At 74.5% G+C, this 19200-nt stretch carries 14 protein-coding genes; 7 read left to right on the top strand and 7 right to left on the bottom strand.

Annotated elements, in window-relative coordinates; translation table 11 throughout:
- The first annotated feature begins 33 nt into the window (after positions 1-33).
- Positions 34-465: a DoxX family protein gene (locus ABZ805_RS21215; protein ID WP_358442907.1), complete on the top strand. Its 432-nt coding sequence runs from the start codon at positions 34-36 to the stop codon at positions 463-465.
- Positions 466-606: 141 nt separating this feature from the next.
- Here ABZ805_RS21215 and ABZ805_RS21210 read toward each other — a convergent pair whose 3' ends face one another.
- The 3 genes from ABZ805_RS21210 to ABZ805_RS21200 all read right to left on the bottom strand — a co-directional run bounded on the left by ABZ805_RS21210 (position 607) and on the right by ABZ805_RS21200 (position 4564).
- Complete coding sequence (locus ABZ805_RS21210; protein ID WP_358442904.1) at positions 607-1320, bottom strand: TIGR03089 family protein; 714 nt, start codon at positions 1318-1320, stop codon at positions 607-609.
- Between the two features lie 65 nt (positions 1321-1385).
- Positions 1386-2558, bottom strand: a complete 1173-nt coding sequence (locus ABZ805_RS21205) for an LCP family protein (protein WP_358442901.1) — start codon at positions 2556-2558, stop codon at positions 1386-1388.
- A gap of 143 nt (positions 2559-2701) precedes the next feature.
- Complete coding sequence (locus tag ABZ805_RS21200; protein WP_358442898.1) at positions 2702-4564, bottom strand: LCP family protein; 1863 nt, start codon at positions 4562-4564, stop codon at positions 2702-2704.
- Positions 4565-4933: 369 nt separating this feature from the next.
- Between ABZ805_RS21200 and rfbB the strand changes: the two genes are divergently transcribed.
- The 6 genes from rfbB to ABZ805_RS21170 all read left to right on the top strand — a co-directional run bounded on the left by rfbB (position 4934) and on the right by ABZ805_RS21170 (position 14025).
- Positions 4934-5923 (top strand): dTDP-glucose 4,6-dehydratase, encoded by a 990-nt coding sequence (gene rfbB, locus ABZ805_RS21195; protein WP_358442895.1) that lies wholly within the window; start codon positions 4934-4936, stop codon positions 5921-5923.
- The gene (rfbD, locus tag ABZ805_RS21190) at positions 5920-6870 is read left to right on the top strand and encodes a dTDP-4-dehydrorhamnose reductase (protein ID WP_358442892.1); all 951 of its coding nucleotides are present in this window, start codon (positions 5920-5922) and stop codon (positions 6868-6870) included. The genes rfbB and rfbD overlap by 4 nt, the downstream gene beginning before the upstream one ends.
- A 513-nt stretch (positions 6871-7383) precedes the next feature.
- Positions 7384-9924: a class III lanthionine synthetase LanKC gene (gene lanKC / locus ABZ805_RS21185; RefSeq protein WP_358442890.1), complete on the top strand. Its 2541-nt coding sequence runs from the start codon at positions 7384-7386 to the stop codon at positions 9922-9924.
- 147 nt (positions 9925-10071) lie between these two features.
- Entirely contained in the window at positions 10072-10218 is a 147-nt protein-coding gene (locus tag ABZ805_RS21180; protein ID WP_358442888.1) for a SapB/AmfS family lanthipeptide, read from the top strand.
- A gap of 430 nt (positions 10219-10648) precedes the next feature.
- Positions 10649-12313: an ABC transporter ATP-binding protein gene (locus tag ABZ805_RS21175; RefSeq protein WP_358442885.1), complete on the top strand. Its 1665-nt coding sequence runs from the start codon at positions 10649-10651 to the stop codon at positions 12311-12313.
- A complete protein-coding gene (locus ABZ805_RS21170; RefSeq protein ID WP_358442883.1) occupies positions 12307-14025 on the top strand; it encodes an ABC transporter ATP-binding protein in 1719 nt (572 codons plus the stop codon). Before ABZ805_RS21175 ends, ABZ805_RS21170 begins: the two co-directional genes overlap by 7 nt.
- On the opposite strand, the gene sigK is transcribed toward ABZ805_RS21170, so the two are convergent.
- The 4 genes from sigK to ABZ805_RS21150 form a co-directional block, all read right to left on the bottom strand.
- On the bottom strand, positions 14012-14584 hold the full coding sequence (gene sigK, locus ABZ805_RS21165) for an ECF RNA polymerase sigma factor SigK (RefSeq protein WP_358442881.1): 573 nt from the start codon (positions 14582-14584) through the stop codon (positions 14012-14014). The two genes, ABZ805_RS21170 and sigK, sit on opposite strands and share 14 nt — an antisense overlap.
- Before the next feature lie 161 nt (positions 14585-14745).
- A complete protein-coding gene (locus tag ABZ805_RS21160) occupies positions 14746-15573 on the bottom strand; it encodes a hypothetical protein (RefSeq protein WP_358442879.1) in 828 nt (275 codons plus the stop codon).
- Positions 15574-16151: 578 nt separating this feature from the next.
- A complete protein-coding gene (locus tag ABZ805_RS21155; RefSeq protein WP_358442877.1) occupies positions 16152-17213 on the bottom strand; it encodes a glycosyltransferase family 1 protein in 1062 nt (353 codons plus the stop codon).
- On the bottom strand, positions 17210-19200 hold a 1991-nt coding region (locus ABZ805_RS21150), incomplete at its 5' end, for a glycosyltransferase (RefSeq protein ID WP_358442874.1). The genes ABZ805_RS21150 and ABZ805_RS21155, both read right to left, overlap by 4 nt.

The following is a 19200-nucleotide window of genomic DNA, read 5'->3' as shown; positions in this document are numbered from 1 at the left end:
CGGAACCTCCCGAGCCCCCCGAAAGGTGAGCCGATGCAGCACCGTCTCCGCGACCTCACGATCCTGCTGGCCAGGCTGGTGGTCGGCGTGACCTTCGTCTTGCACGCCTACCAGAAGTTCGTGCTCAACGGCCTCTCCGGCGTCGGCGCCGGTTTCGAGCAGATGGGCATCCCGATGCCCGTCGTCGCCGCCGGGTTCACCGCCACCGTCGAACTGCTCGGCGGGCTCGCGCTCATCCTCGGCGTGCTGATGCCGGTGGCCGGTGTGCTGCTCGCCGCCGTGATGCTCGGCGCGCTCGTCACCGCGCACGCCAGCGCGGGCTTCTTCGCCACCGACGGCGGCTTCGAGTACGTGCTGGTGCTCGCCGCGACGGCCCTCGCGCTCGGCTTCAGCGGACCGAAGTACACCGTGCAGGCCCTGTTCACCGGCGGCGCGCAGGCCGAACGCGCCAAGGTCGACGCCTGACCGGTGCGCACCACCGCGCGGGCCGGTCGCCCGGTCCGCGCGGAGAGCTCCGGCGGGGGAGGCCGGACGGATCGTGCTCCGCGGCCGGGGCGGCACCGCTCGGTGGTGGCGCCGCCCGGGAGGGCCGCGGAGCACGGCCGGTCAGCCCGCCAGCTCGACCGTGACCTTCTCGTCCGCGCGCCGCCGCTCCGCCTTCGCCGGGTCCGGATTGCTCACCTGCACCAGGGAGCCCTGCGCGGACAGCACCGACAGCAGGCCGTCCAGCACCCCCTGCGGCAGCGTCCAGTTCCGCGCCGACAGCACCCGGGCCCCGCGGTCCACCCCCTGCTCGGCGGCGCGCCGCGACGCGAGCCCCAGCACCTCGTCCACGCTGAACTCCAGCAGCGCGGGCGCACCGCCCGGCACCGGGTCGCGCGGCACGAAGTCGTCGCCGTGCACCCGCACGTCCGTGGCGTAGTCCACGACCTCCGCGGGCAGCCCGCGCACCGGACCGCCCATCGCGTCCAGGCCGACCGCGGCCACCACGTGCGCGCCCGCGCCCGCATCCAGGGCCGAGCCCGGCACGAACGCCACCTCGGCGCCCTTCGGATCGGCGACCACGTGCGCCCCGCACCACCAGGCGCCCAGCAGCACCCCCAGCGTCTGCCAGTGCGCGGGCAGCGCCACCGCCACCGGGGCGCCCGGTTCCAGGTCGATCTCGTCGACCAGCCAGTTCGCCGTCTTCGCCGCCCAGTTCGCGGTGGTGGCCCTGGACAGCTCCACCCGCGCGCCGGTCGCGTCGTCGTAGTGCGTGATCAGCGGCCGCGGTGATCCGGCGGCCACCATCGGGGCCAGCAACGCCTGCGTGATGCTCATGCCGGGACCCTAGAACCCGCCGCGGCGGCCCGGCGAAGCGAGGTGAGCGGGCCCGTGCTCCGGGCTCAGTTGACGCAGGGGACGCCCGCGGAGCTGATCGCGGGCGACGGCGGGCCCTGCCGCCGCGCCGAACCGTCCAGGTCCAGCGCGGGACCCGCGCCGAAACCGGCGGTGGGCACCAGGTCCGCGACGAACCCCCGCACCTGCGCCGGATCCACCGTCACCACGCTCTGCCCGTGCTCGTCGCGGTCGCCGACCGAGCGCACCGGCAGCGTCACGAACCGCACGCTGCCGGAGGCCAGGCCCTGCATCCGCGCGGCGAACTCGGTGACGTCCCAGCTCTGGTCCAGCACCACCGAGCGCCGCGCCGCCTCCTGCAGCTCGCCGAGCTTCACCGGATCGGTGAGCGTCCCGGTGGACAGCAGCTTGTCCGTCACCGCCGCCAGGAACGCCTGCTGCCGCACGATCCGGTCCAGGTCGCCGCGCGGCAGCCCGTGCCGCTGGCGGACGAACGCCAGCGCGTCGCCGCCGGAGACGGTCTGGCGGCCCGCCGCGAAGTCCGCGCCTGAATCCTTGTCGCTGGTGGCGTGCCGCAGGCACACCTCGACGCCGCCGAGCGCGTCGGTCACCTCGTAGAACCCCAGCAGGTTCACCTCGGCGTAGCGGTCCACCCTGATCCCGGCGAGGCCCTGCACGCTCTGCACCAGCGCGCGCTGCCCGGCCAGCTGCGCGCGCCGCTCGGCGGCGGCGCCCGATCCGGGGTCCTGCCGGGACGCGGCCGCCTTCGCCAGCCCGTACACCGCGTTGATCTTCTGGGTGCCGCCGCCGGGCACCGGCACCGAGGTGTCCCTGGGCAGCGATACCGCCGTCGGCTGCGCGCCGTCGTGCGGGATCCGCAGCAGGATCAGCGTGTCCGTGTTGAGCCCGCTGGTGCTCTCGGTGCGCAGCTCGCGCAGCACGCTCAGCGGCAGCGGATCGCCCTGCGCGTCGGTGCGGCTGTCGTTGCCGACCAGCAGCACGTCGGTGGCGCCGTCGTCGGCGGGCGGCGCGTCGGGCGTCTCGGTGAGCACCTGGGATCCACCGACCTCGTCGCTGAGCCGGTCCAGCGCGGTCCACCCGGCCGCGACGACCGCGAGCACGCACGCCGACAGCAGCGCGATCGCCGCCCGGCCGAAGATCCGCAGCGCGCGGCCCCCGCGCCTCCCCGGCGTCCCGGGGGAGTCCTGTTCGCCGGCCACGGTTCCTCCCCGATACTGCGGCCTGCCCGGCGGTCCGCCCCGACAGCGGCCCGATCCCGGAATTGATCCACTCTAACCGGATCACCCCGCCGGACGGGCCCGTTCCGGGCGCGTGGCGGGGTGATCGGCGGTGCGAGGAGGGATCAGTTCACGCAGGGCACTCCGCCCGCGTTGATCGGGCCGTCCGGTCCGTTCGGGTTCTGCTGGGCGGGCAGCGGCCGGGCCTGCGCGGGCCCGTCGAGCCGGATCTGCTTGCCACCGGCGAAGTTCTGCGTGCCCGGGCCCGCGTAGTCCGAGCCCAGGTAGACCTCCACCGCACCGGCGCTCAGGTTGCTGCTCTCCTTCAGCGGCAGCCCGCCGAGGGAGTCGGCGACCTGCTGCGCGGCGGCCTCGTCGCCGGACGCGTGGTAGACCAGCGAGGACGGCATCGAGTCGGCGTTGGAGCTGCCGCCCTGGGTGAAGCCCTCCTGGCTGAGGGTGCTGAGCACGTCGGCGGCCAGCCCCGTCTTGCCGGAGGCGTTGAAGACGCTGACCGTGGTGCCGCTGCGCTGCTCCTCGGCGGCCTTCTCCTCCTGCTCCTTCGCCTGGCGTTCCGCGGGCGGCAGCAGCAGGTTGTCCACGAACTGCTTGACCTCGCGCGGGTTCGCCTCGACGTCCTCGGCGCCGGATTCGCCGACCAGCTCGATCGGGATGGTCTGGAAGTCGATGTCGCCACCGGCGATGCCGGACATCTGCTGGGCGAAGTCCACCACGTCCCAGCCCTGGTCCAGCACCACGGACTTCTCCAGCGCCTGCATCAGCGCGCCGAGCTTGCTCGGGTTGCTCAGGGTGCCGGAGGACAGCATCTTGCCCGCGAGCCCGGACATGAACACCTGCTGGCGCACCACCCGGTCCAGGTCGCCCCGCGGCAGGCCGTGCCGCTGGCGGACGAAGGCCAGCGCGTCGGCGCCGGCGATCGTCTGCGGACCGGCGTTGAACACCGCGCCGGAGTAGGAGCTGTCGTCGACGTCGTCGAGCAGGCACACGTCCACGCCGCCGACGGCCTTGGTGATGTCGTGGAAGCCCAGCAGGTTCACTTCGGCGTAGTGGTCGATGCTGGCACCGGAGAGCTCTTCGATCGTTTTGATCAGGAACTTCTGGCCCTCGGCCTTGGACTGCAGCTCCAGCTGCCTGGGGTCGGTGACGCCCTCCTGCTCCAGCCGGTGGTGGGCCTCGCTCTTCGCGCGGCCGAGGGCGGAGTTGAGCTTCTGCTCTCCGAATCCGTTGCCGAGCTGGACCATGGTGTCGCGGGGGAAGGAGACCGCGCTGGCGCGTTGTCCGCCGTTGGGGATGCGCACCAGGATCATGGTGTCGGTGAGGTCGCCGCCCTCGTCGTCGGTGGTGCGCAGTTCCTTGAGCACTTCTTCGGGCAGCGGGTTCCCGTCGGCGTCGGTGCGGCTGTCGTTGCCGACCAGCAGCACGTCGGTGGCCCCGTCGGGCGAGTTCAGCCCGCTGCCGATCACATCGCTGCCGGAGAGGCCGTTGTTCAGGTTGCGCAGCGTTCCCCACGCGTAGCCGGTGGTGCCGAGCACCAGCACCGACAGCAGCGCGGCCACGGTGCGGCCGATGTTCCCGCCGGTGCGGCGCGCGGGGCGCGCGTGCTCGTCGGGCGGCGGGGGTGCGGGCGGTGCCGCGGGGTTGCGGTGACCGGCGGCGGCCGCCGCGGCCCGGCGGCTCGATCGGGACGGCCGGTCGGGTGCCGCGTGATCGCCGCGGGGGCGATCCGGCTTGGCGCGGTCCTTGGCCCGCTCCGGCTTGGCGCGCTCGGGTGTGGCCCGCTCGGGCTTGGGTCGGTCGGCCGGGGTCGGTCGACCGGGCTCGCCGCCTGCGGGTCGTCCGGCCGGTGCGCCGCCGGGGCGGGGCCTGCCGGGAGTGCCGCCGGCCGGGCCGCCCTTCGGCCCGCGCGGGGGGACGGGCCTGCCCGGCTGCCCTGGTGGGCCACCTGGCCGTCGCGACCGGTCGTCCACGCCGAATCCTCCTTGGGGCCTGCCTTGCGAGCGTTGCTCCTCGCCGGGGTGATGTCGGCGGGGTCACCGTGCAGGCTAACGGTGATCTGTCGCCGGGGTTGCGCGCGGGCGGGACCATCGACGTCACTCGAACGATGGACAGGGCTGATCACGCAGAGCACTGTCCGAACTCATTCTGCGTGGCGATCCGCGGAGCCCCACGAGCCCCTCCCGGCACTCCGGTAGCGGCCGGGAAACCCCCCACAACCGGTGCGCACGAGATTCGCGCCGGTACCGTGATCCGGCCGGTCGCGCGCGTGGCAGACTGCGGGCGACGCCAGCCCGGCCCGGATCATCGTCCGGCCCGGTCGCCTCTTTCGGGAAGGTGCCATGCGAGTTCTGATCACCGGCGGTGCCGGTTTCATCGGGTCGCACTTCGTGCGGCAATCGCTCGGCGGTGCCTACCCGGAGCTCGCGGACGCCGAAGTCGTGGTGCTCGACAAGCTCACCTACGCGGGGAACAGGGAGAACCTGCGCCCCGTCGCGGAAGACCCGCGGCTGCGGTTCGTGCAGGGCGACATCTGCGATCCGGAGCTCGTCGCCGACCTGATGCGCGGGGTCGACCTGGTGGTGCACTTCGCCGCCGAGTCCCACGTGGACAGGTCGATCCTCGGCGCCTCCGACTTCGTGCGCACCAACGTCCTCGGCACCGACGTGCTGCTGCAGGCCGCGCTCGCCGCCGAGGTCGGCAAGTTCGTGCACGTCTCCACCGACGAGGTGTACGGCTCCATCGACGAGGGCTCCTGGCCCGAAGCGGACCCGCTCGAACCGAACTCGCCGTACTCCGCCGCGAAGGCGGGCTCGGACCTGCTGGCCCGCGCCTACTTCCGGACCCACGGCCTGCCGGTGTGCGTGACCCGGTGCTCCAACAACTACGGGCCGTACCAGTTCCCGGAGAAGATGCTGCCGCTGTTCATCACGAACCTGCTGGACGGGCGGCAGGTGCCGCTCTACGGCGACGGCGGCAACGTGCGGGACTGGCTGCACGTCACCGACCACTGCCGCGGCATCCGGCTCGTGGCCGAATCCGGGCGGCCGGGCGAGGTGTACAACATCGGCGGCGGCACCGAGCTGACCAACCGACGGCTCACCGACCGGCTGCTGGCCGAACTCGGCGCCGACGAGTCGATGGTGCGGCCCGTCGAGGACCGCAAGGGCCACGACCGCCGCTACTCGGTGGACCACACCAAGATCAGCACCGAGCTGGGCTACCGGCCCGTCGTCGACTTCGACGAGGGCCTCGCCGACACCATCCGCTGGTACCGGGAGAACCGGGCCTGGTGGGAACCGCTGAAGCAGGCGGCGACGATCAGCCGATGACGGAACGGGAAGCGGGCCCGATCACCGGGCCGGACGAGATCGCGCTGCTGATCCCCGGCGGCCGCGGCCAGCTGGGCCGCGAACTGCGCCGCCGCGCGCAGGGCAGGCTCGGCCTCGTGCACGCGCCCGGCTCCGGCGAGCTCGACGTCCGCGACGAGCAGGACGTCACCGACGAGGTGGACTCGTTCGCCGAGACCGCGCGGGACAACGACCTGCGGCCCGTCGTCATCAACGCCGCCGCGCACACCGCGGTCGACGCGGCCGAAGGCGAACCGGACCGGGCCGCGGCGATCAACGAGGCCGGGGCCGCGGCGCTGGCCCGCGCCTGCGCGGTGCGCCGGGTGCCGCTGGTGCACCTGTCCACCGACTACGTCTTCGACGGCACCGCGGACGCGCCCTACGAACCGTCGGACGAGACCGGGCCGCGCACGGTGTACGGGCGCACCAAGCTCGCCGGGGAGCGCGCGGTCCTCGCCGCCGCCGAGCGGGCCTGGGTGGTGCGCACTTCCTGGGTGTACGGCGCCGGGGGCGGGAACTTCGTCAAGACGATGGTGCGGCTCGCCGGCGAGCGCGAGCAGGTGACCGTGGTCGAGGACCAGATCGGCGGACCCACCTGGACCGGTGACCTGGCCGCGGGCCTGCTGGAGCTGGCCGGGCTGCTCGTCGAGCGGCGCGACCCGGCGGACCGGGTGCTGCACTGCACGAACTCCGGGCAGGCCAGCTGGTACGAGTTCGCCCGCGCCGTGTTCGCCGAGATCGGCGCCGACCCGGACCGGGTGCTGCCCTGCGGCACCGCCGACTTCCCGCGGCCGGCGCCGCGGCCCGCCTACTCGGTGCTGTCCCCGCGCGCGTGGCGCGCGGCCGGGCTGGGCCCGCTGCGCGATTGGCGTTCGGCGCTGGCGGCGGCGTTCGAGGTGGACGGCGCGGCGCTGCGCGGCGAGGACTGACGCGGGCTCGGTGCCCGTTCCCGGTCCGGTCCGGTCCGGCCGGCGTTCTCCCGGTCTGCCCGGCGTTCTCCCGGTCCGCTCACCGCTCTCCCGGTCCGCTCACCGCTCTCCCGGTCCGGCCGCGGTTCTCCCCGGTCCGGCCCTTCGTCCCGGCTCGAATCCGGTCCGGGCTTCCGGCCGACGGCCTCGCGCGCCGCGTTCGCGCATTCGCCCGGCCGTTTCGTTGCTCCTGCATTCGATTCGAGCCGTTCGGTTTCCGATTCACCATTACCGCTGCCAGCGACCGTGTTACAGGCGAACGGGTGATCGTTGCTCCGGATCGGCGCGAGAACCGCTGCGGTACTTAGCGGTAACGATACCGAAGTAGTCACTCTTCGAGCCTAGCGCGATCACTTGTTCGGCGGGTTGGCAGCGAGTTCCCGGCATGAGGAAATTTCACCGCGGCCGGTGAAGTGTCGGGCCGACTGGAATGTCGCGGAAATCGCATGATCTGCGCTCGGAGAAAGGTATGCCATGGACTTCCGGTACGAAGCATTCTGCTTCGCCGATCCGCTGTTCTTCGACGAGCAGAACGGCGCTTCCGGTGGTCCCGGCGAATACGCGCGGCTGCTTGAACTCCCGGAGGTCCCCAGCTGGTCGGACGCCACCGCGGGCGGGTGGCGGATGCTGCGGCCGCGCGGCGTCGACCTGCCGTCCCAGGGCTGGAAGGTGCACGTGTCGGCGACCCTGGAGAACGCGGAACGCGTGCTGCGCATCGTCGGCGGACATTGCCTGCGCAATCGGATCGCGTTCAAGCACCTGACCGGTCGCGACGTGCTCCTCGCCCGCAACTCCAAATACGCGTCGCGCTCGTCGAGCGGGAAGTTCATGACGCTCTACCCGGTCGACGACAATCATCTCGAACGCATTCTGCTCGAACTGTCCGGGCCGCTGGGCGGTGAATCCGGGCCCTACGTGCTGAGCGATCTCCGCTGCGGTGCGGGCCCGCTGTACGTGCGCTACGGCGGATTCGAACAGCGCTGGGTGGAAGTCGGCGGAACCCGGGTGCTCGCGGTCGAACGACCCGATGGCGCCCTCGTTCCCGATGCGCGCGGACCCGGGTTCTCGGTGCCCGACTGGGTGCGGCTGCCCGCATTCCTCGAACCGCACCTGGCCGCCCGCCGGGGCGACGGGTCGACCCGGTTCCCGTACCGGGTGACGTCCTCGATGCACTTCTCCAACGGCGGCGGCGTGTACCGCGCCACCCGGGAATCCGACGGGCTCGACGTGGTGCTCAAGGAGGCCCGGCCGCACGCCGGGCTGGACCGCGACGGCACCGACGCCGAAGTCCGGCTGCGCCGGGAGCACCAGGTGCTGCGGCACCTCGACGGCGTGCCCGGCGTGCCCGCGGTGCACGAGCTGTTCACCGCGTGGGAGCACACCTTCCTCGCGCTCGAACCGGTCCCCGGTCGCAACCTCGGCTCCTGGCTGGCCCGGAACTACCCGCTGACCCGCAGCGGCACCACCGCGGAAGACCTCGCCGACTACGCCGACCGCGCGCTCGCCCTGCTCGACCGGGTGCGCGACCTGATCGACCGGGTGCACGCGCGGGGCGTCGTGTTCGGCGACCTGCACCCGCTGAACGTGCTGGTCGACGAGGACGACTCGGTGGCGCTCGTCGACTTCGAGATGGCCGAGCCGGACCCGGACGCGCCGCGGCCCGCGCTCGGCGCGCCCGGCTTCCGCGCCCCTCCCGGATGCAGCGGCACCGAGGTGGACGGGCACGCGCTCGCGGCCCTCGCGCTGTGGATGTTCCTGCCGCTGAACGCGCTGCTGGAACTGGCGCCCGGCAAGCTCGACGCGCTCGTCGACGTGGCGCGGCGCCGCTTCCGGCTGCCCGCCGAGTACGGCGGGGCGCTGCGCGACCGCCTGCTGCCCGCCGGCACCGCACCCGCCACCACCGAACTGGACCAGCCCGCGCCGGACTGGGGCATCGTCCGCAAAGGACTCGCCGAAGGCGTGCTCGGCAGCGCCACCCCGGCACGCGCGGACCGGCTGTTCCCCGGCGACATCGAGCAGTTCCGGGTCGGGGGCACCGGCATCGCCCACGGCGCCGCGGGCGTGCTGCTCGCGCTGGACGTCGCAGGCGCGGGCCGCTACCCGGAGCACGAGCAGTGGCTGCTCGACGCGGTGCGCCGCACCCCGCCGCAGCGGCCCGGCCTGCTCGACGGCGCGCACGGCACCGCGCACGTCCTCGACCACTTCGGGCACCGCGAAGCCGCGCGAGAACTGGTCGACTCCGCCGCCGGGCTCACCGCGCAGACCACCGGCCACGGCTACGGCGCCGGACGGGCGGGCATCGCGCTGAACCTGCTGCACCTGGCGCACCGCTGGGACGACGGGGAGCTGCTGCGGCGCGCGGTGCACCTGGGCAGCAGGCTCGCCGACGAACTTCCCGCCGCCGCACCACCCGGCGAGGTGGGCCGGGCCGGGCTGCTCGACGGCTGGTCCGGGCCCGCGCTGCTGTTCGCGCACCTGCACGACGTCACCGGGGAGCGCGCCTGGCTGGACCTGGCCGACCGGGCGCTGCTGCGCGACCTCGACGAGTGCACCCACCTCGACGGCGGCGGCCTCCAGGTGCGCGACGGCGGCGCCCGAACCCTGCCGTACGCGGGAGTCGGCAGCGCGGGCATCGCGCTCGTCGCCGAAGAGCTCGCGCTGCGCCACCCCGATGCCGAATGCCTGCGGCGGCAACCGGAACTGCTGACCGCCTGCCTCGGCGAATTCGTCATCCACCCGGGACTGCTGCACGGCCGCTGCGGGCTGCTCGCGGCGCTGGCCGCGGCGAACCGGCGGCTCCCCGACCCGGAGCGGACCGCGGCGATCGGCACCCACCTCGCCGCGCTCGGCTGGCACGCGCTGCCGATCGGTGACGGCGGCATCGCCATGCCCGGCAACCAGCTGCTGCGGCTGTCGATGGACGTCGCCACCGGCGGCGCCGGAGTGCTCGCCACCGTCGCCGCCGTCCTCGACGGGCACGGCAGGGTCCTGCCGTTCCTCGGCACCGCGCCGTGAGCACCGCCGTGAACAGCGCGGCGAACACCGCTGTGAACCGCGCCGTGAGCACCGCCGTGAGCACCGCGCACCGGCCGGGCGACCGGCACCACGAACTCCGGGCGGAATCCCGCCCGGTCAACGAAGGAAACGACGGAAGGAACGACCATGGAGATGGTCCTGCAGCTCCAGGAGCTCGAAGCCCAGCACGACGCCTCGTTCGGCGGTGGCGGCGGTGGCGGCGACAACGGCAGCAACCTGAGCCTGCTCGCGAGCTGTGCCAACAGCACGGTGAGCCTGCTCACCTGCCACTGATCGCGGCGTCGCCCGCCTCGTCCCGCGCGGGGGTCAGGTGGCGGAGCTCCGACGACCCGCTCGAACCAGTGCGGCGAGCCCACGTCCGGCGGCCCACCCGCCGGACGGCGGGACCGCCTCCGGGAGCAGGTCGTCGCGGAACCGCGACGGTGCCGGTCGCGACCGGTGGGCACCGGTCGGCGCACGCGCCGGCCGAGCGACGGCACCACGCGGAGCACGATCCCGAGGCAGGCGACGGGTGAGGAGCAGCCCCGGCACCCCACACGGTGCCGGGGCTTTTCCCTGCTGCGCCGGGGGTTCTTCTTCCTCGGTGGTCGGGTGGCGGAACCTCGGCGGTTCCCTCGTTGCGGGATCGCCGACGGGTGCTGGGACGTCGCGGGTGATCGGGGGTGTTCGCCGCGGTGGTGGGGATCGGGATGGAGGACGGCGGATGATGGACGACGAGCGGGTGCTGCGGGACGCGGTGCGCGCGCAGCGGGGGCCGGTGCTGCTGCTGGTGCTGACCGCGCTGGCGGCGGCGGGCTGCGCGCTGCTGGTGCCCGCGGCACTGGCGCGGACCGTCGACGCGGCCGTCGCCGCCGCCGCGGGGAACGGTGCCGCCGGACCGCTGCTGGTCCTGCTGCTGCTCGGCTGCGGCGGGATCGCCGCCCAGGTGCTGGCCGTGCTGCTGTCGGCGCGGATCACCGCCGCCACCACGGCCCGGCTGCGCACCGGCCTGGCCGAGCGGCTGGTGCTCCTCGGGCACCGCGGCGGGTTCGCCGCCGGGGACGCGGTCAGCAGGCTCACCGGGGACTGCGCGGGCGCGGGCGCGATCACCGCGACGTTGGTGGAGCTCACGACCTCGGTGCTGCTGTCCGCGGGAGCGCTCGGCGCGCTGGTGCTGCTGGACTGGCGGGTGGCGCTGGTGTTCGTGGTGTTGCTGCCGCTCGCGGTCCTGCTGGCCCGGTCGCACCTGCGCAGCACGGCCGCGGACCTGCTCGACTACCAGGAGGCGTCCGGCGAGCTGGGCGCCCGGCTGCTCGACGCGGTCACCGGGCTGCGCACCATCGCCGCCGCCGGGGTCGCCGAGCAGGAGGCGCAGCGGGTGCTGCGGCCGCTGGCGCGGCTCGGCGCGGCGGGCGCGGGCACCTGGCGCACCCAGGCCCGGTTGATGTGGCGGGCCGGGTTGTTGCTGCCGCTGGTGCAGATCGCGGTGCTGGGCGCGGCCGGGATCGGCGTGTTCGCGGGCAGGCTCAGCGTCGGCGAGGTGCTCGCCGCGTTCGGCTACGCCACCGCGGGCATGGCGGTCGTGCGGCAGTCGGCGCTGTTCACCGCCCTGTCGCGCGCCCGCTCCTGCGCGCGGCGGATCGCGGAGGTGCGCGGGAGCGCACCGGATCCGACCGGCACCCGGGTGCTGCCGCCGGGGCCGGGGGAGCTGCGCGTCCGCGGTGCCGCGGTCGACGAGGTGCTCGACGGGCTCGACCTGGTGGTGCCCGCGGGCACGATCGTCGCCGTCGTCGGGCGTTCCGGTGCGGGCAAGTCCACCTTCGCCGAACTGCTCGCCGGGCTGCGCCCGCCGGACCGGGGCCGGGTGCTGCTGGACGGGGTGCCGGTGGCGGAGCTGGACCCGGCGGCGGCGCACGTCGGGGTGGCCTTCGCCCGGCCGGCGCTGCTCGGGAGCACGGTGGCGACCGCGGTGTCCTACGGGGCCGTCGAAGCCGACGTGGCCGCCGCCTGCCGCGCCGCCCAGGTGCACGACCTGGTGACGCGGCTGCCCGACGGCTACCTCACCCCGCTCGCCGACGTCCCGCTCTCCGGCGGGGAGGCGCAGCGGCTCGGGCTGGCCCGCGCGCTGGCCAGGACGCCGCGGCTGCTGGTGCTCGACGACGCCACCGCCAGCCTGGACACCATCACCGAGGACCGCGTGGAGCGCGCCATCACCACCGCGCTGCCCGGCCGCACCCGCGTCGTGGTCACCCACCGCGCGGGCACCGCGCGCCGCGCCGACCTCGTGGTGTGGCTCGACGAGGGCCGGATCCGGCGCGCCGCCCCGCACGCGGAGCTGTGGGCCGACCCGGACTACCGCGCCCTGTTCACCGAGGAGGCGCCGTGCTGATCGGCGAATACCGGCGGGCCCTGACCGGGCACCGGCGCGGCTGGGCGGTGCTGCTGGCCTGCTCCGCGCTGGAGGCCGCGCCCGCGCTGCTGTCCGGGACGTTCGTGCGCAACGCCGTCGACCGCGGGTTCGCCGCCGGCCGGTTCGACGTCGGCGCGGCCTGGCTGCTCGCGTTCGCCGCCGCCGCGGTGCTCGGCGCGACCGGGGTCCGGTTCGTGTGGCGGCGCATCGGCGCCATCGTGGAACCGCTGCGGGACGTGCTGGTGCGCCGCGTCGTGCGCGACGTGCTCGCCGACACCGTCCCGCCGCGCGGCGGACCGGACGCGGCGGGCGTCGCCCGGATCACCCAGCACGTGGAGGTGGTGCGGGACGCGACGGCGGGACTGCTCGTGCAGGCCAGAGGACTGCTGGTGTCGGTGGTCGCCGCGCTCGCCGGGGTGGCGGCGCTGGACCCGCTGCTGCTGTGGCCGGTGGCGCCGCCGGTGCTGCTGGCGATCGCGCTGTTCGGGTGCTCGCTGCCCGCGCTGGCCCGCAGGCAGCGCGGCCTCGCCCTCGCCGACGAGCGGGCCGCCACCCGGGCCGGGGCGGTGCTCACCGGGCTGCGCGACGTGGCGGCCTGCGGCGCGCAGCGGCAGGCGATCGGCGCGGTGCGCGCCGCGGTGGACGAGCAGGCCGCGGCCGCGGTGCGGATGTCCACCGCCGCCGCGCTGCGCACCCTGATCATCGGCGCCGGGGGACTGCTGCCGGTGCTGCTGGTGCTGGCCATCGCACCGTGGGCCGTCGACGCGGGACGGCTCACCGCGGGCGCGGTGCTCGGCGCGCTGGTGTACGTCACCGGCACCGTGCAGCCTGCGCTGCACGGGCTGGCCGCCACCACCGGATCGGTGCTGCTGCGGCTGCTGGTGGGGCTGCACCGGCTCGCCGAGATCGGCCGCGAGGAACCCGCGGACCGGCCGCGCGGCGTGCCGAACGGACCGGAGGTGCGGGCGCGCGGGCTCACCCACCGGTGGGGCGACCACGCCGAACCCGTGCTGTCCGAACTGGACCTGGACCTGGCCTCCGGCGATCACCTGGCGGTCGTCGGACCCAGCGGCATCGGCAAGTCCACCTTCGCCGGGCTGCTCACCGGCACCACCGCGCCCACCGGCGGCTCGGTGCGCATCGGGGGAGTGGAGGTCGCCGAGCTCGACCCGGCGCTGCGGCACCGGCTCATCGCGTTCACCCCGCAGGAGACGTACCTGTTCGCCGGTACGGTGCGGGAGAACCTGGCGCTGCTGGCGGCCGGGAGCACCGACGAGCACCTGCTGGCCGCGGCAGGCGAAGTCGGAGCCGCCGACCTGGTCGGCGCGCTCGGCGGGCTGGACGGCGCCGTGCGGCACGGCGGCACCGGCCTGTCGGCGGGGCAGCGGCAACTGCTCGCGCTGGCCAGGGTGCACGCGAGCGCGGCGCCGATCGTCGTGCTCGACGAGGCCACCGCGCACCTCGACGGCCCCGCCGAAGCCCGCGCCGAACGCGCCTTCGCCGCCCGCGGCGGGGTGCTGGTGGTGATCGCGCACCGGCTCGGCTCGGCGCGGCGCGCGAACCGCGTGCTGCTGCTCGACGGCGGCGGCGCCCGGCTCGGCGCACCCGACGAACTGCTCGCCGGCTCCGCGACCTACGCCGAGCTGGTGCGCGCCTGGGACGGCGTCCCGCCCGACCTCAGCGGACGGTGAGCAGGCAGTCCCGCAACCGGATCAGCCCGTCCCGCAACCGCGTCTTCACCGTCGCGGCCGGGGCGGCCAGCCGGTGCGCCGCCTCCCGGTAGTCGAGCCCGCAGTAGTAGGTCAGCGCCACCGCCTCCCGCTGCAACGCGGTCAACCCGGCCAGGCAGCCCCGCACCTCGCAGTGCTCGCCGCGGATCAGCACCGCCTCCACCACCGAGTCGTGCGCGATCTGGTGCGAGCGCGCCGCGAACCGCAGTTCCCGCGCCCGCGCCGCCCGCACCGAGCGCAGCCGGTCCACGGCCCGCCGGTGCGCGACGGTGAGGACCCAGCCGATCGCGCCGCCGCGCTCCGGCCGGTACCGGGCTGCGGTGCGCCACACCTCCACGAGCGCCTCCTGGGTGACCTCCTCCGCCTGCGCGTCGTCGTCGAGCACGTCGCGGGCCGCCGCGTGCACGAGCACCACGACCCGGTCGTAGAGCAGCTCGAACGCGCGCTGGTCGCCCGCGGCCACCCGGAGCAGCAGTGCGTCCGGTCCGTCCCGCGCCCCCGCGCCCTGGGGCTGCCGCATCCGATCTCCCGTCCCGTCGTCCGCCCGTACTCCCGGTGTTCGGTGCCGACCGGGGCGGCGACGGGCCGAAACGGTGATCCGGCCAGGAACGGCGCGAATCGGGCGCCCGCGAAGAAGGCCACCGGGCACTGCCCGGTGGCCTTCCCGCTGCGTCGGCCGGATCAGATGCCGAGGCCGCCGGTCAGGTCCTCGACGGTGCCCTCGACGCCGCCGACGGGGCCGTCGGCACCGGTCAGCGGGGCCGTCAGGTCCGCCATCGGGGCGACGCCGCCGACCACGTCGTCGACCGGCAGCTCACCGGTGACGTCCTGCACCGAACCCATGACGCCGCCGCCGTCGACGCCGCCGAGGTCCAGCCCGCCGGTCAGGTCACCGGCGCCGGTGAGGTCCGAGAGCTGACCGGTCAGGTCGCCGCCCTGGACGCCGCCGACGGTGTCCTCCAGGCCGCCGACCACGTCGGTGACGCCGTTGCCCGCGACGTTGCCCGCGTTCAGGTCGCCGGTCAGGCCGCTGATGTCACCGGTGTTGATGTCGCCGACCAGGCCGACGTCGTTGCCGTTGCCGACGGGCGCGCCCAGCTGGTTGTCCGAGCCGGTGCTGTCCTCGCTGCGGGACATCTCGGTGCTGTTGCCGCTGTTCTCGGTGGACTGCTCGTCGGTGGTGCGCGCCGTCGGCGACAGCAGGCCTTCGACGTCGCCGAGCGCGGTGAAGATCTCCGGGGTGGCCATGGTGCTCTCCAATTCATCGGGGCCGTTCGGGAGGAACGGCATCAGGGCGTCCGCGGGTGCGCCGTGGCCGTCGGCGGCGAGCGCCACCAGCCCTGGGGGCAGGGCTCGGGTGAACTCGTCGACGACCTCGACCGGTGCGAGGTCGAGGGCCAGGGAGGCGGCGTGCACCACGTCCGCACCGCTCAGCTCGGGCAGGCCCGCCTGGTCCAGGAATGCGCGCGGTTCGGCGGTGAACTCGGCGCGCGATTCCGCGCCGGTCACCACTCTCCGCAATATTTCGTACACCGTGTCCACGGTTCGCACGCTCCGTTCCCAGGGATTCCGCACGAGCGGGGCGGAACGGTTGTGGCGAAGTCATCGGTACCCGCCGCACAGCCTCGTCCGAGCCTGCCAGGACTCGGATTCCGGGGACCGATCGCACCGCGACCCTCGCGCCGCCGACCCGTTCCGCCCGTGGTCACCACGCTAGGAGAGCTGCGGGAAGCAGGACATGGGGGTGATCCCCGTACGGTTTTCCGCTATTAGGGGATCGGGTGCGAACTGATTCTCCAGCGGCAGATCAGGAACGCGGCGGGAAATCGATTGGTCGATTTCCGGTGGGATTCGACACCGAGTTCCGGCGGCGTTCCCCATCGATTCGGATAAACATCGCGCGGGGACCGATCGATCGGGCCCGCGGCTACGAAGGAATGCGGTGCCGGGTGCTGCCACGGCACCTTCGCACGGATCGCGGCCGCCGCGGTCACGGTCCGGGAGTGCCGGGATACCGGGTGTGCATCGGTGTGGTCGCGGCATCGGTGTGGTCGCGGAACCGGGGCGGACGGCCGGACGCGGCCGGGTCAGCTCGCCGCGCGCTCGTAGGCGCGCAGCGTCGCCTCCGCGCAGCCGCGCCAGGTGAAGCGGGCCGCGTGCGCCCGCCGCGCCGCCACCGCCGCCGGGTCCGGGGCGGCTTCCGCGGCCCGCCGCAGCGCCGCGCGCAGCGCCGCCGCGTCGCCGTGCGGGACGAACTCCGCCAGCCCGCCGGTGACCTCCCGCAGCACCGGCAGATCCGAGCAGATCACCGGCACCCCGCAGGCCAGCGCCTCCAGCGCGGGCAGCCCGAAGCCCTCATCCCGCGAGGGCAGCACCAAAGCCCGCGCCCCGGCCACCACGCTGCGCAGCTCCGGTTCCGGCAGGTACCCGGTGCGCAGCACCTTGCCGGTCTGCCGCGCCTCGCCCGGACCGGCCAGCACCAGCGGCGGCAGGTCCCGGTCGTGCGCGCGCAGCAGCACCTCCACGCCCTTGCGCGGGCCTTCGGCGCCGACGAACGCGAAGTACTCGTCCGGCAGGCCCAGCCGGTGCAGCTCGGCACCCGGTGGCACCGCCTCGAACCACTCCGGGTCCACGCCCAGCGGGGTGACCGCCACGTCCGCGCGCGGCACCCCGAACCGCTCGGCGACGACGTCGGCGACCGCGGCGCTCGGCGTGCACACCACCGCGGCCCGCCGCACCGAGGAGCGCACCAGGTCGGCGAAACCCGGCTCCGCCTCGGCGGGCTCGTCCAGGAACGCCAGGTCGTGCACCGTCACCACGCCGCCCGCGCGCACCGCGGGCGGCAGCGCGAAGTTCGTGCCGTGCACCACGTCCACCGCGCCCGCCAGCAGCTCCACCGGCGGGAACGGCACCCGGGTCCACAACGCCCGCACCGCCCGCGCCGGCACCGGCACGCCGGTGGCCCGCACCCCCGGCGGCACCGCCCCGCGCAGCGCGCGCCAGCCGCGCGCGGTGAACCCGATCGCCCGAGCGTCCACATCGGACATCCGGCCGAGCTCTGCGCTCAACGACGCGGTGTAGCGCCCGATCCCGGTGCGCCTGCCCAGCAGCGGAGTGCCGTCCAGCAGGACCCGCAGCGGCCCGCTCACCGCTTGCGGAGCCGATCACCGGCCAGCCTGCGCAACCGGCCACCGGCCCGCCGCGCCACCTCGACCGGGCCACCCGCGTCCAGGTATTCGCGCAGCAGCGCCACATCGCGGCGCACCGCCTCCACCCGGTCCGGCGGCTGCGTCCGGGTCAGCGGCGACGCGGCCCGCAACCGGTCCGCGGCCGGGCGCGGGTCGCGGCAGAACTCGGTGAGCGGCGCCAGCACCGACTCCCAGGTGAACCGCTCCCGCACCGCCTCGATGCGTTCCCGGCAGGACGCGGCGAACTCCGCGTCGTAGAGCACCCGCTCCAGCGCCGCGGCCAGCGCGTCCGGGTCCTCGGCGGGCACCACCACGCCCAAGCCCTCCTGCCGCACCAGGTCCGCGAACGAATCGCCGTCCGTCGTCACCACCGGCAGACCCGACCACAGGTAGTCCAGCACCCGGGTGCGGAACGCGAACGTCGTCTCCACGTGCTCGAAGTGCGAGGTCACGCCGCAGTCGGCGTCCAGCAGGAAGTTCTGCCGCTCCCCGTACGGCACCCACGTCTCGTTGAAGAACACGTGCTTGCCGGTCAGCCCCAACCGGCTCGACAGGTGCCGCGTCCGGTCCGCCATGCCCATCTCCGGCACGTCCGGGTTCGGATGCTTCATGCCGAGGAAGAACAACCGCACGTCGTGGTGCCGCCGCGCGACCCGGTCCACCGCGTGCAGCAGCGTCAGCGGGTCGAACCAGCTGTAGACGCCGCCCGCCCACAGCACCACCTTGTCGTCGGCGTCCACGCCCGGCTGCACGCCCTTGATCGCCGGACCGGTGCGGCGCGGCGCCACCGAGGACAACCCGAACGGCACCACCTCCAGCAGCGAGCGCACCGTCGGATCGGTGTCGTAGAGGCCCGGCGTCAACCGGCCCAGCGACGCCAGGTGCCCCAGCCAGAAGTGCCGCTGCCGCTCCGAGGCGCACAGGAAGAAGTCACCGCGCTCCAGCTGCGAGTTCAGCACCTTCGTCACCCCGCGCAGGTCGGCGGCGCGGCGTTCGTCGTCGGTGTCCCGGCCCTGCTCCAGCAGCTCCAGGTGCATCGGGTCGTACACGTCGCACACCACGACCTTCGTGGAGTCGGCGTGCTTGAGCGCGGGCACCATCTCCAGCACGTGGCCCTGCACGATCACCACGTCCGCCCACTCCACGTGCGCGGCGAGCTCGCGCGGTTTCGCCGCCACCACGGGGAAGGCCGACTCCGGCGGGTTCACGTGCGCGTTCACGCTGACCAGCCGCACCTGGTGCTCGGCGCTGAGCACCTCCGCCATGTGCCAGGCGCGGATCGCCGGGCCCGCCATCCGCTCGGCCACCGAGTCCCCGGTGATCACCGCGATGGTGCGGGGGCGGCCGTAGACCTCGTCCAGGCCGAACGCGTCCACCAGCACCTCGTGCGCGGCCAGGTAGCTCGGCAGCGGGTAGGCCGGTTCCATCGCCTTGCGCATCAGCGGCACTAGGTCCGCGTCCGAGCGCACCCGGGCGGCCTGCTCGACCTCCCGGGATTCGGCCAGCTGCGGCAGCATCTCCACGAACCGGTCGATCGCGAGCAGGCTCGCCAGCGAGTCCCGCGAGATCGGCACCTCGTCGTCGAAGTCCGGGCCCTCCGGGCGCCGCGTCATCTCCAGCTGATCCGGGTCGATGTCGCCGCGGGCGGTCGCGCGGCGCACCGACAGCGCCATCGCCGCGGGCAGCACCTTCGCCAGCGTCTCCGCGGAGACGTTCTTGTACAGCGCGGCCAGCGCGTTGCGCTCCAGCAGGAAGTGCTCCCGCGCCGAGGACACCTGCGTCATCGAGGCGTGGTGGCGGTGGAAGGTCAGCGACCGCGGCTCGTAGCGCACCCGCCAGCCGCGCAGGTTCAGCCGCCAGCCCAGGTCCACGTCCTCGTAGAACATGAAGAACCGCTCGTCGAACCCGTCCAGCGCGGCGAACAGCTCGGCGCGCACCAGCAGCGCCG

The organism is Saccharopolyspora sp. NPDC047091 (assembly GCF_040643635.1).
Lineage (GTDB): Bacteria > Actinomycetota > Actinomycetes > Mycobacteriales > Pseudonocardiaceae > Saccharopolyspora_C.
This window is presented reverse-complemented; position numbering and strand designations above follow the sequence as displayed.